General features: G+C 60.4%; 14 protein-coding genes. All 14 read right to left on the bottom strand.

Annotated features, from left to right (window positions below):
• Positions 1–4 precede the first annotated feature (4 nt).
• On the bottom strand, positions 5–508 hold the full coding sequence (gene fliL, locus ACIOWE_RS28330; protein WP_401398182.1) for a flagellar basal body-associated protein FliL: 504 nt from the start codon (positions 506–508) through the stop codon (positions 5–7).
• Between the two features lie 220 nt (positions 509–728).
• Positions 729–2,099 (bottom strand): flagellar hook-length control protein FliK, encoded by a 1,371-nt coding sequence (locus ACIOWE_RS28325; protein ID WP_401398180.1) that lies wholly within the window; start codon positions 2,097–2,099, stop codon positions 729–731.
• Between the two features lie 106 nt (positions 2,100–2,205).
• A complete protein-coding gene (locus ACIOWE_RS28320; protein WP_401398178.1) occupies positions 2,206–2,553 on the bottom strand; it encodes an Hpt domain-containing protein in 348 nt (115 codons plus the stop codon).
• Between the two features lie 31 nt (positions 2,554–2,584).
• Positions 2,585–4,291, bottom strand: a complete 1,707-nt coding sequence (locus tag ACIOWE_RS28315; RefSeq protein ID WP_401398176.1) for a SpoIIE family protein phosphatase — start codon at positions 4,289–4,291, stop codon at positions 2,585–2,587.
• Positions 4,292–4,296: 5 nt separating this feature from the next.
• The gene (locus tag ACIOWE_RS28310; RefSeq protein ID WP_401398174.1) at positions 4,297–4,602 is read right to left on the bottom strand and encodes an STAS domain-containing protein; all 306 of its coding nucleotides are present in this window, start codon (positions 4,600–4,602) and stop codon (positions 4,297–4,299) included.
• Between the two features lie 147 nt (positions 4,603–4,749).
• A complete protein-coding gene (gene fliJ, locus ACIOWE_RS28305; protein ID WP_401398172.1) occupies positions 4,750–5,199 on the bottom strand; it encodes a flagellar export protein FliJ in 450 nt (149 codons plus the stop codon).
• Between the two features lie 6 nt (positions 5,200–5,205).
• Complete coding sequence (gene fliI, locus ACIOWE_RS28300; RefSeq protein ID WP_201239260.1) at positions 5,206–6,564, bottom strand: flagellar protein export ATPase FliI; 1,359 nt, start codon at positions 6,562–6,564, stop codon at positions 5,206–5,208.
• Positions 6,554–7,360: a flagellar assembly protein FliH gene (fliH, locus tag ACIOWE_RS28295; protein WP_401398170.1), complete on the bottom strand. Its 807-nt coding sequence runs from the start codon at positions 7,358–7,360 to the stop codon at positions 6,554–6,556. Before fliH ends, fliI begins: the two co-directional genes overlap by 11 nt.
• A 4-nt stretch (positions 7,361–7,364) precedes the next feature.
• A complete protein-coding gene (fliG, locus tag ACIOWE_RS28290; protein ID WP_007920042.1) occupies positions 7,365–8,384 on the bottom strand; it encodes a flagellar motor switch protein FliG in 1,020 nt (339 codons plus the stop codon).
• Positions 8,377–10,164: a flagellar basal-body MS-ring/collar protein FliF gene (fliF, locus tag ACIOWE_RS28285; RefSeq protein ID WP_401398168.1), complete on the bottom strand. Its 1,788-nt coding sequence runs from the start codon at positions 10,162–10,164 to the stop codon at positions 8,377–8,379. The genes fliG and fliF overlap by 8 nt, the downstream gene beginning before the upstream one ends.
• Positions 10,165–10,179: 15 nt before the next feature.
• Positions 10,180–10,509: a flagellar hook-basal body complex protein FliE gene (fliE, locus tag ACIOWE_RS28280; protein ID WP_123452716.1), complete on the bottom strand. Its 330-nt coding sequence runs from the start codon at positions 10,507–10,509 to the stop codon at positions 10,180–10,182.
• A gap of 128 nt (positions 10,510–10,637) precedes the next feature.
• On the bottom strand, positions 10,638–12,029 hold the full coding sequence (locus tag ACIOWE_RS28275) for a sigma-54 dependent transcriptional regulator (protein ID WP_201227446.1): 1,392 nt from the start codon (positions 12,027–12,029) through the stop codon (positions 10,638–10,640).
• A 5-nt stretch (positions 12,030–12,034) separates the two neighbouring features.
• Positions 12,035–13,246 carry a sensor histidine kinase gene (locus tag ACIOWE_RS28270; RefSeq protein ID WP_401398166.1) on the bottom strand — a complete coding sequence of 404 codons (1,212 nt, stop codon included), beginning with the start codon at positions 13,244–13,246 and terminating at the stop codon, positions 12,035–12,037.
• Positions 13,247–13,356: 110 nt separating this feature from the next.
• The coding region (locus ACIOWE_RS28265; RefSeq protein ID WP_401398164.1) for a sigma-54 dependent transcriptional regulator at positions 13,357–14,641 on the bottom strand (1,285 nt) is incomplete at its 5' end.

Below are 14,641 nucleotides of genomic sequence, written 5' to 3'. Positions count from 1 at the left end.
GTTCCTACTGCAGTCCGAAATTAGTGACAAGCCACTGTTCGATCACCACTTTGCCCAGCTCTTTCTGCGCCACTTCCTGCACGCTCGCTGTCGCCTTCTGGCGCAACATCTCTTGCCCGACCGGGGTCGCCAGGGTGGCGAAATCCTGACCGGAGAAGAGCATCACCAGGTTGTTGCGGATTACCGGCATGTGCACTTTCAGCGCTTCCAGATCGGCCTGGTTACGCGCCAGCATGGTGATGCTCACCTGCATGTAGCGCTGACGGCCGTTCTGGTTGTAGTTGGCGACAAACGCCGGCGCCATCGGCTCGAAAATCGCTGGCTGCTTGCCCAGCGGGGCAGCCTCGGCGGCTTCGGCAGGCTTGCTTTGGGCGCTGTGCATGAAGAACCAGGTCGCCCCCACGGACGCGCCAATGGCCAGCAGCAACGCCAGCACGATCACAATGATCAGCTTGAGTTTGCCTTTGGTTGCGGGGTCTTTTACAGCTGCTGCTTCGCTCTTCGCCATGCCAATAATCCGTCACTAATCGGGTTTTCACAGTCGCACGGCAAGGCAAGAGCAAGTGTTATGCCAGAAGTGTCAGAGGGATTGACGAGAGGGATCTGTCGACTGATGCAAAACCTTGTGGGAGCTGGCTTGCCAGCGATAGCGATTTGTCTGACACATTGATTTCGAATGTGCCGCCGCCATCGCTGGCAAGCCAGCTCCCACAAGGTCCAGCGGTGTGTCAGGCGTAATAGTCGACGGCGCTTGTGCCGATGACACTGGTGGTCTGGGCAGCGGCTTCAGCCACGGCAGCCGTGGTCAAATCCTCGTCTACCGAATCCAGACGACCACCGGCAGCGCTGGTGCGCCCACTCTGGCCCTGCTGTGCCTGTTCCTGACTTTGCTGGCCCTGCCAGCCACGGCTCTGGTCAGAGACATTGACGTCGACCTGACCCATGCCCTGCTGGTTGAACATGTCACGCAGACGATGCATCTGCCCGTCGAGCGCTTCACGCACACTCGGGTGCGCACTCATGAACGTCACTTGAGTCTGCTGGTCGGGGACCATGTTCACGCGGATATCCAGACGCCCCAGCTCGGCTGGCTGCAACTGAATGTCCGCCGCCTTCAGATTGGCACTCGACAGATACATGACGCGGTTGACCACTTCTTCGGTCCAGCCGCTTTGATGCATGGCGATCGGCTGATTCACCGGAACAGCGTTCGCGGTCTTCGGCGTGGCAGCCTGAGTCAGTGCCGCCAAGCGGTTGGCAAAGTCATCGACGCGGGTGTCGCTGGTGGCGGTTTTCAGGTCTTTCAGGCCGTCATCGATCAACCCGCTGAAAGCCTTCTCGCCGCCCTGACTGGTGCTGTCCTTGTCGGCCTGCACGTCGAGCATGCTGGCCATGCCGGCGGCAAAGTTCTGCGCCGAAGTCAATTCGCCGTCAGCCTGCGTTTGCGCAGGCGCCGCTTTCGGTTGTGCCTGGCTGGCGGCAGAGATGTGGCCACCCTGCTCCATCGCCATGCGCACGGCCGGCAAAGCATCGAGAGGATCGGTCGAAGGGTCGAAATCGCTGTCGGTGCTCGCCGCCGGATCTTTGACCACACTTGGCAATACGGCCACCGCCGGGGTTTCGGTTTTCGCCGGGGTGGCCGCTTCGACCACCGGGGCCGGCACGACGGGTGGCGTCACTACCGGTTGGACGACGGCAACCAATGCAGGGTCCAGCGTCGGGTCGACCGGAGTGGCATCCGTCACCGGGGTCTGTGTGGTATCAGCGGCATCGTCGCTGCTGGCAGTCTTGTCGTCGGCCGCTGCAGGTTTGTCGGCAGGCAAGGCATTGCCGCTATCGGCAACCGCCGGCTTCTCAGGGGCAGATTGATCCTTGCTGATGTCCTTCTTGCCGCTGGTGTCAGCGACCTTGTCGCGCGCCGACCTAAGCGGGGCGTCAACCGTGACGGCAGGCTTGTTCGAGCCCTGATCGGCGAAAACCTGAGCGAAGCTTGAGGCCTTGTCCCCGGCGTCTGCGGCCATTGCCGACGTTTTGGCAGAAGCGGCTTGAGCCTTGGCCTGAGCGGCGTTCTGAAGAAGAATGTTGGGGGTCGCAGGCATGAAACGGTCTCCGCTGCACTGGGATCGTAGGTACAGTTGCGGGAGATAACTGCAAGTGCCGGGCCAGTTTTGTCCGACGCCTTGAAAAAGCGCCGGACGGATAGTTTTATTGGGTTAGCGCGTGCTGGCGCTCATGCTCATAATCAGGCCGCACCTGAGCGAATTCGCTACCGATCTCGGCGACCAGTTTGGCGATTTGTGCAGGGCCTTTGTCTTTGGCGTCCGACTCAAGCTTCTGACAAAGCTCGGCCAGACGAGTCGCCCCCATGTTGCCGGCGCTGCCCTTGAGGCTATGGGCAACATTCGACAAGACTTCCGCATCGGCGGTCATTTGCAATTCGCGCAGGCGGTTTTCCGAATCAGTCAGAAAGGTATCCAGCAATTCGGGATAACCATCCTCCATAACTTCGCGCAGTACGCTCAGCGCCTCGCGATCAATATGTGTGTCAGTCACTTGCTCACTCCTTGATCAAGAATTACGCCGATTATGCCTCAACCTCCCAGAAAAACTCCACGTGGGCACTACGACCTTGGTCCGACCAACCGGCGTTGTGCCCCAATTGCCGGACCAGGCTGACACCGCGCCCCGACAAACGGACACCGTCCAGCGGCCGCTCCATGACCCTGGCGACATCGAAACCCTTACCGCTGTCGTCGACACGGATAACCAGACACCCACCCTCGCCTTGCGGCTTCACTTGCAAATGCACCCGCACAAAGCCGTCCTGCAAAGCCTCCAGACGCACGTTGCGCTGCTCATAGTAGCGGGCGAATCCTTCGGCATCGCGCTTGAGGCTGGAGTCCAGCCCCAACACCCCGTGCTCCAGCGCATTGGAATACAACTCGGCGAGCACGCTGTACAGCGCCCCGTTTTGCGCCCGCAGTCCATGCACTTCCTGAAGCAACTGCAACAGATACGGCAACGGGTTGAAACGCTTTAACGTGGCGCCACGGAATTCGAAACTCGCCGACCAATCCAGCGGGCACGACTGACCGCTGTCGGAGTACACCGGCACCGAAGGGTGCACCTGCTCCGGCTCAAGCAGGCTGACCTCGACCATGCTCACATCGTCGCGAGCCTCACCGCGAAAATCGCGCAGCGCCTGCTCGATCTCGTCGAACAGGTGATCAGGTTCGCGATTGCTGGCGAATACTCGCTGCAAACGCTCGACGCCGAACAACTGATCACTGGCGTTACTCGTGTCGATCACCCCGTCTGACAACAGGAAGACCCGATCACCGACGGCCATCGGATGCACTTGCGTGCAGTCATCGAACGCCTGCGGGCTCAACACCCCCAACGGCAAATGCCGCGCAGCCAGAGGCTCGCGCTCGCCAGTGGCAATCCGGTGCAGATAGCCGTCCGGCATGCCGCCGTTCCAGACCTCGACCGAACGCCTTTGTGAACTCAGGCACAGCAGCGTCGCACAACAGAACATATCCACCGGCAGGATACGCTTGAGCTTGGCGTTCATCTCGCGCAGGGTTTCCGCCAGGCCGTAGCCCTTGGCCGTCATGCCATAAAACACTTCGGCCAACGGCATTGCACCGACGGCGGCCGGCAAGCCGTGCCCGGTGAAATCACCCAGCAGTACATGCATGTCGCCCGCCGGCGTGTACGCCGCCAGCAGCAGGTCGCCGTTGAACAGCGCATAGGGTGATTGCAGATAACGAATGTTCGGCGCGCTCAAACAACCGGAGTGAGCGACCTTGTCGAACACAGCTTTGGCCACGCGTTGCTCATTGAGCAGGTAATCGTGATGTCTGGCGATCAGATCGCGCTGCTGCAACACCGTGGCCTGCAAGCGGCGCAAGCGATCCATCGCCTTGATTTTGGCGGCAAGAATCACCTGGTTGTAAGGCTTCGCCAGAAAGTCGTCACCGCCAGCCTCAAGACAACGGGCCAACGCCTCACTTTCGGTCAGCGAAGTCAGGAAGATGATCGGCACCAGGGTTTCCCCGGCCAGCGCCTTGATCTGTCGGGCCGCCTCGAAACCGTCCATCACCGGCATCATCGCGTCCATCAGAACAAGCTGGGGTTGTTGCCGGCGGAAGATCTCGACGGCATCGGCACCATTCGCCGCCGTTAGCACTTCATGACCCTGACGGCGGACGATGGTCGACAACAGCAACCGGTCGGCGGCACTGTCTTCGGCGATCAGGATGGTCAGCGGCTCGGAATCAGCCTGCATTGCGCTTATGCCACGTCGAAGATTTGTTCGAAATTTGAAATCGCAAGAATCTTGCGAACATCGGCATTGGCGTGGGTTAGCGTGATTTCGGCATTTTCACCGCCGGCATGATCGCGCAGCAGCAACAACATCCCGAGCGCCGAACTGTCGAGGTACGTGGCGTCTTTCAAATCCACTTCAAAGGAGTCGGGTTTCGGCTGCACCTTCTCGTAGGACTCTCGAAATTCCTGATGCTTGGCGAAATCGAATCGGCCCTTGACGAAAATCTTCAGTTTTTGACCATCCCGGGATAACTCTGTAACGACTGACATTGACTGGCTTCCTTGTCATTGACGAACGTGTACAAGGTTTAGCACTTGGACAGGGTTGGGGCAAGGCGCAGGGCAAGATCAAAAGATCGCAGCGTGCCGCACGATCCCTGTAGGAGCTGCGGCACGCTGCGATATTTTGATCCTCTTTTAGAAAGGCTGGTTGCGCGGCAAGCGCTGGGACAACTCGTCCAGCAGTTTCTGCTCGCGCTTGTCTTCAAGGCGTTGCGCCTCTTCGCGATAGCGCTGCACCAGTTTGCGCAGGCCCTCGACCTTGGCAAACGCCTGTTGCCACTCGTCCCGCGCCTTGTCGAGATTGTTCTGGTGCCAGACCAGACTTTGCCGCTGTTGATCAACCGCCGTGTCGAGTTGCGCCAGAAAGCCCTGGAAACCGAGCAGCCACTGCCCACTGACGCCAGTGCTACCGCGCACGATCCATTGCTCCGAGTAGTCCAGACGGAAGGCGTGCAGGTCGGCGAGTTTGCTTTCGGCGACCTTCACCTGCCCCTGAAAATAGCCCAGGCGCTGCACGGCGGTTTTCTCGGCCTGTTCGGCCATGTCCACCACCGGAGCGAGACGTGCAGCTCGGCTGACGGCCATGGCCGGTTACCCGCCTGTCGCCGGAGCGAACAAGGTCGCGAGATAGGACTGACTTTCGCCCATGTTGATTTTGTCGTTGAGGCCCTGACGCTGATACCTGACCAATTGCGGTTGCAGGGAAATCGCCAGGTCGGTCTCACGGTCGCCACCGGCGACGTACGCGCCGACGCTGATCAGGTCGCGGCTCTGCTGATAACGCGACCACAGCTGTTTGAAATACTGAGCGCGCTGCATGTGTTCCGCCGAGACCACCGCCGGCATCACCCGGCTGATCGACGCTTCGATATCGATGGCTGGATAATGTCCTTCCTCGGCCAGACGCCGCGACAGCACGATGTGGCCGTCGAGCACGCCCCGCGCCGAGTCGGCAATCGGGTCCTGCTGATCATCGCCCTCGGACAGCACGGTGTAGAACGCGGTGATCGAACCCCCGCCCTTCTCGGCATTACCGGCACGCTCCACCAGTTTCGGCAGTTTGGCGAACACCGACGGCGGATACCCCTTGGTCGCTGGCGGCTCGCCGATGGCCAAAGCGATTTCCCGCTGTGCCTGGGCGAAGCGGGTCAGCGAGTCCATCAGCAACAGTACGTTTTTGCCCTTGTCGCGGAAATACTCGGCAATCCGCGTGCAATACATCGCCGCGCGCAAACGCATCAGCGGCGCATCGTCCGCCGGCGAGGCCACCACCACCGAACGCTTGAGGCCTTCTTCACCGAGAATGTGCTCGATGAATTCCTTAACTTCGCGACCACGCTCACCGATCAGGCCGACGACGATAATGTCAGCCTCAGTGAAGCGGGTCATCATGCCCAGCAATACCGATTTACCCACACCGGTACCGGCGAACAGACCCAGACGCTGACCACGACCTACCGTCAACAAACCGTTGATGCAACGGATGCCGACGTCCAACGGTACGCTGATCGGGTCGCGGTTGAGCGGGTTGATCGTCGGGCCATCCATCGGCACCCAGTCTTCGGCTTTCATGCCGCCCTTGCCGTCCAGAGCACGACCGGCGCCATCAAGCACACGCCCGAGCATGCTCATGCCCATCGGCAGGCGTCCGGTTTCGGCCAGCGGCACCACGCGTGCGCCGGGAGCGATACCGGCGACGCTGCCGACCGGCATCAGAAAGACTTTGCTGCCAGAGAAACCCATGACTTCCGCTTCCACCTGCGAAGGGTGATAGCTGTCGTCGTTGATCACCAGGCAGCGTGTGCCCATGGCCGCGCGCAAGCCTTCGGCCTCCAGCGTGAGACCGACCATGCGCAGCAGGCGACCTTCGAGAATCGGCGCGCCGGCAATTTCAGTGGCTTCGGCATAAGTGCTGAGGCGCTTGGCGAAACTGGTGCGTTCAAGGCGCATCGGGGGTGTCCGCAAGCGGCTCTTCAGGCTCGACCGCCGGTTTGACGTCTTCAGGAAGATCCAGGCTCAAGTCCGGGGCAGCCGGGTGCAAAGCCTGTTCGTGCAATTGATCGAACAGCTTGTCCATGACCTGAGTGACACGGGTTTCGATGCTTGCGTCGATGCGGCTGTGCGCCGTCTCGACCCGGCAACCACCCGGCATCAACGCTTCGTCTTCGACAATGCGCCAGGACTCTTCGTGACGCTCGCGCAAGGCTTTGGCCTGTTCGAAGTCCTGCGGATTGACGTACAGACGCACGTTTTCCACGCCCAGCGGCAACAGCTTGAGGGCATCGCGCATGACGTGTTCGATCTGCGACGAATCAATGGCCAGCTCGCGCTTGATCACCTGTTTGGTGATGTGCTGCACGAGATCGACCAGCGACTTTTCGATCTGGGTGTCTTGTTCGGCAATAGGCTCGAACAGATTGCTCATCAGTTGCTCGAGGCTGGCCAGTTTCGCCGCCAAAGCGACTTCGGCCTCTTGGCGCACTTTCAGCGTGGCGCTGTGAAAGCCTTCTTTTTCGCCAATGCCGAAGCCCTCGTTGTAAGCCTCCTGACGGATGCTTTCGAGTTCCTCCAGAGTCAGTGGCTGGACTTCTTCCAGCGGCACTTCCTCCATTTCCGGCGGTTCAGGCTCAGGCTCCGGCTCGGGTTCCGGTTTCGGCGGATCGAAGCTGGGCAATGCCCAGGACTCGAAGCCACGGACATCGCGGGCACGGATCAGATCCGTCACATCGTCATCGTGCTTATCCATGGGCTTAGATCATTTCCTCGCCGCCCTTGCCACCGAGAACGATTTCTCCGGCTTCGGCCATACGGCGGGCGATGGTGAGGATTTCCTTCTGCGCGGTTTCGACGTCGCTGACGCGCACCGGGCCTTTGGCCTCGAGGTCGTCGCGCAACAGTTCGGCCGCACGTTTGGACATGTTCTTGAAGATCTTTTCTTTGACGCCTTCGTCCGACCCCTTGAGGGCCAGCACCAGCACGTCGGAAGACACTTCGCGCAACAGCGCCTGAATGCCACGATCGTCGACATCGGCGAGGTTGTTGAACACGAACATGAGGTCTTCGATCTGACCGGACAGGTCTTCGTCGACTTCGCGGATCGAGTCCATGAGCTGGCCTTCGATCGAGCTGTCGAGGAAGTTCATGATGTCCGCCGCACGCTTGATGCCACCCAGTGTGGTGCGCGAGGCATTCGAGTTGCCGGAGAACTGCTTCTCGAGGATCTGGTTCAATTCTTTCAGCGCTGCAGGCTGCACGGTGTTCAACGACGAGACGCGCAGGATGATGTCCAGACGCACCTTGTGGTCGAAGTTGCCCAGCACTTCACCAGCCTGATCCGGGTCGAGGTACGCAACCACGATGGCCTGGATCTGTGGGTGTTCATAACGGATCACATCGGCAACGGCGCGCGGCTCCATCCATTTCAGGCTGTCGAGGCCGCTGGTGTTGCCACCGAGCAGGATGCGGTCGATCAGGCCGTTGGCCTTGTCTTCACCCAGAGCCTGGGTGAGCATTTTGCGTACGTAGTCATCGGAACCGACGCCCAGGCTGGTCTGGTCGCCGACGATGTCGACGAACTCGCTCATGACCTGCTCGACCTGCTCGCGATGGACGTTGCCCATCTGCGCCATGGCCACGCCGACGCGCTGAACCTCTTTCGGGCCCATGTGGCGCAGCACTTGTGCGGCATCGGTCGAACCCAGGGACAGCAGCAGAATCGCGGCTTTGTCGACCTTGTTCAGTTTGACGGTAGCGGCTCGGTTATCACTCATCTGCGTTAATCCACTCTTTCACGACCTGAGCCACGCGACCCGGATCCTCGGCCACCAGACTCTTGATTGCATTCAGTTGCGCGTCATAACCCTCGCTCGGGCTCGGCAACAGAATGCTCTGCGGACCACCGAGGCTTACGCGGTCGTTGGAAAGTTCGCCGTCCAGGCCGCCCATGCCACCGAGTTCCACGTCGCTGCCAAGACCGGCCAGCTCCTTGCCTTTGCCACCGCCGGTGATGTTGTTCAACACCGGACGCAGCACACCAAACACCAGCACCAGGATGAACAACACACCCAGCACTTGTTTGACGATGTCCCAGAACCATGGCTGGGAGTAGAACGGAATATCGGCAATCACTTCGCCGCGCTCGGCGGAGAACGGCATGTTGATCACGCTGACACTGTCGCCACGGCTGGCATCGAAACCGACCGCGTCCTGTACCAGACGAGTGAAGCGCGACAATTCGTCGGCGCTCCATGGCGCACGGGTGATTTCCCCGTTGGCCGCGTTGACCTTGACCTGATCGTCGACCACCACCGACACCGACAGGCGATTCAGGCGACCCTGCTGCTGTTTGGTGTGGCTGATGGAACGATCGAGTTCGAAGTTCTTGGTGGATTGTTGACGCTTGTCTGCCGGGTACGGAGCGAGCATCGGCTGGCCAGTGGCCGGGTCCATGATCTGCTGACCGTTGGCATCAACCAATGGCTGACCCGGCTGCACCATGGCGGCAGGCGCAGCAGCGCCACCGGTGGTTTGCGGCGCCGAGGCCGGCGACGGTGGCTGGTTGCTCAGGGCACCCGGCACACCTTGCGGGCCATTGCTGGCAGTGCGTTGTTCGTTGACCGACTGTTCGCTGCGCAGCGCCGGTTGATCCGGATTGAACTGCTCGGCGGTGGACTCGACAGCATTGAAATCGATATCGGCCGAGACTTCAGCCTTGTAGCGATCGTTTCCCAACACCGGTTGCAGGATGTTGTGCACACGCTGAGTGAGCATGCTTTCCATGCGACGGCTGTAATCGAACTGCTTGCCGGCCATGGTCATTTCGGAGTTTTCCGCCTGATCAGAAAGCAGGTTGCCCTTCTGGTCGACGACGGTGATCTGCGATTTGCTCAGCTCGGGAACGGAAGTCGCCACCAGATTGATGATCGCAACAACCTGACCCGGCTCCAGCGAACGACCGGAGTACAGCTCGACCAGCACCGAAGCGCTTGGCTTGCGTTCATCACGCACGAACACCGAGCTCTTCGGAATCGCCAGGTGTACACGGGCACCCTTGACGTTGTTCAGGCTGGAAATGGTCCGCGCCAGTTCACCTTCGAGGCCGCGACGGTAATTGGTCGCTTCCATGAACTGGCTGGTACCCAGACCCTGTTCCTTGTCGAGGATTTCGAAACCGATGTTGCCGTCGCTGGGAGTGACACCAGCAGCAGCGAGTTTCATCCGCGCACGGGACAGATCATCTGCCTTGACCAGCAAGGCGCCAGAATTCGGTTCAACGGTGTAAGGAATATCGGCGGAGGCCAGGGTGTCCATGACCTGTTTGGCGTCCAAGCCAGCAAGACTGCCGTACAACGGACGGTAATCCGGTTGCTGCGACCACAGCACCACGGCAAAGCCAATCGCCACGCTCGCAGCCAGGCCGACCAACAGGCCCACCTGACGCAGCATGGTCATCTCGGAGAGGTTTTCCAGGAAGGACAGGCCGAACAGCGGCGGTTTGCCGTCTATCGGGGTGGCCTTGGCCGGAACGTTATCGGCGACTGCTTCTGCCATGACTCAATCTCGTCCTTAAACCGGCATCTGCATGATGTCTTGATAAGCCTGAACCAGCTTGTTGCGTACCTGGGTCAGAGCCTGGAATGACACGCTGGCTTTTTGCGAAGCGATCATCACGTCCGTCAGGTCGACGCCGCTCTTGCCCACTTCAAATGCGTTGGCCAGTTGAGTCGACGCCTGCTGGGTATCGCTGACTTTGTTGATCGCCTGACCGAGCATGTCGGAAAAGCTGCTGCCCGCCAGTTCAGGGACAGCGGTCGTCGATTTCGGCGCAGACATGGCATCCAGCTTCATGGCCTTCATGTCTGTCATCAACCGATTAAATTCAATACCTTGGCTCATGGTCTACTCTCTTGGGCGGCCCGCAATTTTTTGACACTCACTCGGCGGGTACACAGGTATTAGCAACAAGGGTGCCAGCTCATGGGCAGCCCTTTCAGAAAAGCATTTTCAAGTCTTTGCGCCACGACTCAGGTAGCGAACAGGTAGCCTTCGACATCCATGCCGGCGTCGCGCATTTGCGCCAGCTTGTAACGCAGGGTACGCGGGCTGATGCCAAGCTTTTCCGCCGCTTCCTTGCGCCGGCCACGCTCGGTGCGCAAGGTGTCGATGATCATCTGAAACTCCCGGCGGCGCAGGTCATCGCCCAGGGCTCCGGCCGAATCCGCCTCGATTTCCACCTCACGAATCACCGCAGGCACCGGCGCTGCCACTGGCAACGTGGCGAACATCACCGGCCCGGCGAGACAGAAATCCTGCGGCTGGATCAAACCGCCCTGCTGCAGAATCAACGCCCGCTGAATCGCGTTATCCAGCTCTCGCACATTGCCCGGCCATGGATATCCGGTCAGGCACGCCTGCGCCTCCGGCGAAAGTTTTGCCGCCGCATGCTTCATTTTATTGACGTGCTTGGCCAGCAAGCGCTCAGCCAGCGGCAAGATATCGGCAGTGCGCTCGCGAAGTGGACGCCAGGCCAGGGGGAAAACCGACAGACGGTAAAAAAGGTCTTCACGGAAACGCCCCGCCGCCACTTCGCCAGCAAGATCGCGGTTAGTGGTGGCGACCACGCGAATGTCCAAAGTGATTGGCTTGCGCGCACCCACCCGCTCGACTTCGCGCTCTTGCAGCACGCGCAGCAGCTTGGCTTGCAGGCCGAGGGGCATTTCGGAAATTTCATCGAGCAGGATGGTGCCGCCATCGGCCTGTTCGAACTTGCCCGCCTGCGCCGCGATGGCGCCAGTGAACGAGCCTTTCTCGTGACCAAACAACGTCGCTTCGAGCATGTTGTCGGGAATGGCCGCGCAATTGATCGCAATGAACGGTTGGCTGGCACGATGGGACTGCTGGTGAATGTAGCGCGCCAGCACTTCCTTGCCAGTACCGGACTCGCCGGAAATCAGTACCGTGGAGTCGCTGCGCGCAACACGCGCCGCCAGTTCCAGTAGTTGGGCACTGGCCGGTTCGACCGCGATCGGGCCTTCGACGTCGCCTGCCCCGAGGCTGCCCAGCGCGTGTCGCGACACCAGGTCCAGCAAAGCCTTGGGCTCGAACGGTTTGACCAGATAGTCCGCGGCGCCCTGACGCATCGCATCGACGGCACGCTCGACCGCCCCGTGCGCAGTCATGAGCAACACCGGCAATTGCGGCTGACGCGTACGCAGCAACGCGAGCAATTGATGGCCATCCATGCCGGGCATGTTGACGTCGCTGACCACCAGGCTGAATGCTTCGCGCGCCACCGCCGTCAACGCCTCTTCAGCACTGCCGACGGCTTGATAATCATGGCCGGCCAACAGCAACGTATCGGCCAGCGCCTCGCGCAACGAACGGTCATCCTCGACCAGCAAAACCTTGATGCCCATGGCGTTCACTCAGCTCCTTGTCCAGCGGAAAACAGCGGCAGGATCACCTGCGCGCACGTGCCGCGTCCGACCCGCGAACGCAGCTGCAATTCTCCCTGATGTGCCCTTGCCACAGCCTTGACCACGGTCAGGCCGAGGCCGGTACCGGTGACTTTGGTGGTAAAAAATGGCTCGCCAAGGCGTGCCAGCACGGTCGGTTCGATCCCGCTGCCGGTATCGCTGACGCACAGTCGCAGCGTGTTATCTCGGGTATAGCAATGCACTTTCAGACGGACATCACCGGCGCTGGCCTGAATCGCGTTCTCGACAAGATTCAAAAGAGCACCGACCAGCGTGTCGCGATTGCACAGCAACTCGCCGACGTGGCTGTCGCACTGCCAACGAATCGGCATGTCCTGCACATGGGTCAGCGCGGCTGCTTGCAGCGACTGCATCAAGGCATTGGGCGTGAGGCGATCGGTCAGCGGCAATTCACCACGAGCGAACACCAGCATGTCGCGCACCTGATGCTCCAGTTCGTGCAGGCGTTCCTTGAGGCGTCCGGCGAAACGCTGCTGGGTGGCGACAGGCAGTTCCTGCTCGGTCAAGTGACTGGCGTAGAGCAACGCGGCAGACAACGGCGTGCGGATCTGATGCGCCAGCGAGGCGACCATACGCCCCAGCGAAGACAGACGTTCGTGGCGCGCCAGTTGATCTTGCAGATGACGGGTTTCTGTCAGGTCGTTGAGCAGCACCAGTTGCCCGGGCTCGGCATCCAGCGAGCGCGTGGCAATCGACAGGCGTCGACCGTTTTTCAGGGAGATTTCGTGGCCGTCGTCTTCACGCGGCGCAAAACAACGTGCAATGACATTACGCCACAGCTCGCCTTCCAGCGGCAGACCGAGCAAATCGATGGCGGCCGGGTTGGCTTCGCGCACGATGCCGTGACCATCAATCACGATGACGCCACCAGGCAACAGATCAAGAAGGTTTTGCAGACGGTTGGCCAGACGTTCTTTTTCCGCCAGTTCCTGCATGCGCTGGGCGCTGACCACGGCCAGCTCACCCTTGAGCTCGGTCACCCGCGCCTCGAGCATGCTGTAGGAGTCGGTCAACTGGCTGGACATTTGATTGAACAGCTCGAAAGCCTGCTCAAGACCCTGTCGGCTTGCCTGCTCTACGGAGGACGGTTGCCCCTCGGGACTGGAGGCAGAAGACATCTGGGAGGCTTGGGGCATTGTGCTCTCTCGCTTGGCTGACCGTCAGTTAAACGGAACGTTGCGAGGGATGTAGCAATACCCGTGCCTAAAAAAAACCGCTTATAAATGAAGCAGTTGAAAAACAGGCGTCAATCATCCGCCTGTTCGTCTCCGTCGCGCCGGCTCATGCCGTACTTGCGCATCTTCTCGACCAGCGTGGTACGTCGAATGCGCAGACGTTCGGCAGCACGCGCCACAATGCCATTGGCATCGTCCAGCGCCTGCTGAATCAGGCCTTGCTCCAGACCACCGAGGTAGTCTTTCAGGTCCAGACCTTCCGGCGGCAGCATGGCGTTAGCGGTGAAGTCCGGCGTGTGACCGTTGATGGCCACGCGCTCTTCGAGATCGCTGCGCAGGCTGTCGACCATTTGCTCGTCTTCGTCGTCGACGTAGCGGAATTTCTTCGGCAACTCGACGACGCCGATCACCCCGTACGGATGCATGATCGCCATGCGCTCCACGAGGTTGGCCAGCTCACGGACGTTGCCCGGCCAGCCGTGACGGCAAAGCGACATGATCGCGGCGGAGTTGAAACGGATCGAACCGCGTTTCTCGTGCTCCATGCGCGAGATCAGTTCGTTCATCAGCAGCGGGATGTCTTCGACGCGCTCGCGCAGCGGCGCCATCTCGATCGGGAACACGTTGAGGCGATAGTAGAGATCTTCGCGGAAGGTGCCGATCTCGATCATGCTTTCGAGATTCTTGTGAGTCGCGGCAATGATGCGCACATCGACGCTCTGGGTCTTGTTACTGCCCACGCGTTCGAAGGTGCGTTCCTGCAGGACGCGCAGCAGTTTGACCTGCATCGGCAGCGGCATGTCGCCGATTTCGTCGAGGAACAGCGTACCGCCGTTGGCCAGCTCGAAGCGCCCGGCACGGCTGGTGATGGCACCGGTGAAAGCGCCCTTCTCGTGGCCAAACAGTTCGCTTTCGAGCAGCTCTGCCGGGATCGCCCCGCAGTTGACCGGCACGAAAGGCGCATCGCGACGCTTGGAGTGGTAATGCAGGTTACGCGCAACCACTTCCTTGCCGGTACCGGACTCGCCGAGGATCAGCACGCTGGCGTCGGTGTCGGCCACTTGCTGCATCATCTGACGCACATGCTGGATCGCCCGGCTGGTGCCGACGAGGCTGCGGAACAGATTGGGTTCGCGATGACGGCCGCGTTCGCGGGCCTGGTCATACATCTCGCGATAGACCTGGGCGCGGTGCAGGGAGTCGAGCAATTTGCTGTAGCTGGGCGGCATTTCGAGGGTCGAAAGCACGCGGCGACGCTGGTCTTCCGGCAGGTCGACGGAAGAATTATCGCCCATCAGCAAAACCGGAAGGAACTCATCCCAGGTTGAGAGTGTCTTTAGCAAGCCCAAAAGCGCA

The organism is Pseudomonas sp. NPDC087598 (genome assembly GCF_044743525.1).
Taxonomy (GTDB): domain Bacteria; phylum Pseudomonadota; class Gammaproteobacteria; order Pseudomonadales; family Pseudomonadaceae; genus Aquipseudomonas.
The sequence above is the reverse complement of the archived record's forward strand: the minus strand, read 5'-3'. Positions and strand labels throughout refer to the sequence as shown.

Coding starts and splice junctions, on each gene's coding strand:
- fliL (WP_401398182.1), bottom strand. CDS start 508: ATGGCGAAGAGCGAAGCAGCAGCTGTAAAAGACCCCGCAACCAAAGGC.
- ACIOWE_RS28325 (WP_401398180.1), bottom strand. CDS start 2,099: ATGCCTGCGACCCCCAACATTCTTCTTCAGAACGCCGCTCAGGCCAAG.
- ACIOWE_RS28315 (WP_401398176.1), bottom strand. CDS start 4,291: ATGCAGGCTGATTCCGAGCCGCTGACCATCCTGATCGCCGAAGACAGT.
- ACIOWE_RS28310 (WP_401398174.1), bottom strand. CDS start 4,602: ATGTCAGTCGTTACAGAGTTATCCCGGGATGGTCAAAAACTGAAGATT.
- fliJ (WP_401398172.1), bottom strand. CDS start 5,199: ATGGCCGTCAGCCGAGCTGCACGTCTCGCTCCGGTGGTGGACATGGCC.
- fliI (WP_201239260.1), bottom strand. CDS start 6,564: ATGCGCCTTGAACGCACCAGTTTCGCCAAGCGCCTCAGCACTTATGCC.
- fliH (WP_401398170.1), bottom strand. CDS start 7,360: ATGGATAAGCACGATGACGATGTGACGGATCTGATCCGTGCCCGCGAT.
- fliG (WP_007920042.1), bottom strand. CDS start 8,384: ATGAGTGATAACCGAGCCGCTACCGTCAAACTGAACAAGGTCGACAAA.
- fliF (WP_401398168.1), bottom strand. CDS start 10,164: ATGGCAGAAGCAGTCGCCGATAACGTTCCGGCCAAGGCCACCCCGATA.
- fliE (WP_123452716.1), bottom strand. CDS start 10,509: ATGAGCCAAGGTATTGAATTTAATCGGTTGATGACAGACATGAAGGCC.
- ACIOWE_RS28275 (WP_201227446.1), bottom strand. CDS start 12,029: ATGGGCATCAAGGTTTTGCTGGTCGAGGATGACCGTTCGTTGCGCGAG.
- ACIOWE_RS28270 (WP_401398166.1), bottom strand. CDS start 13,246: ATGCCCCAAGCCTCCCAGATGTCTTCTGCCTCCAGTCCCGAGGGGCAA.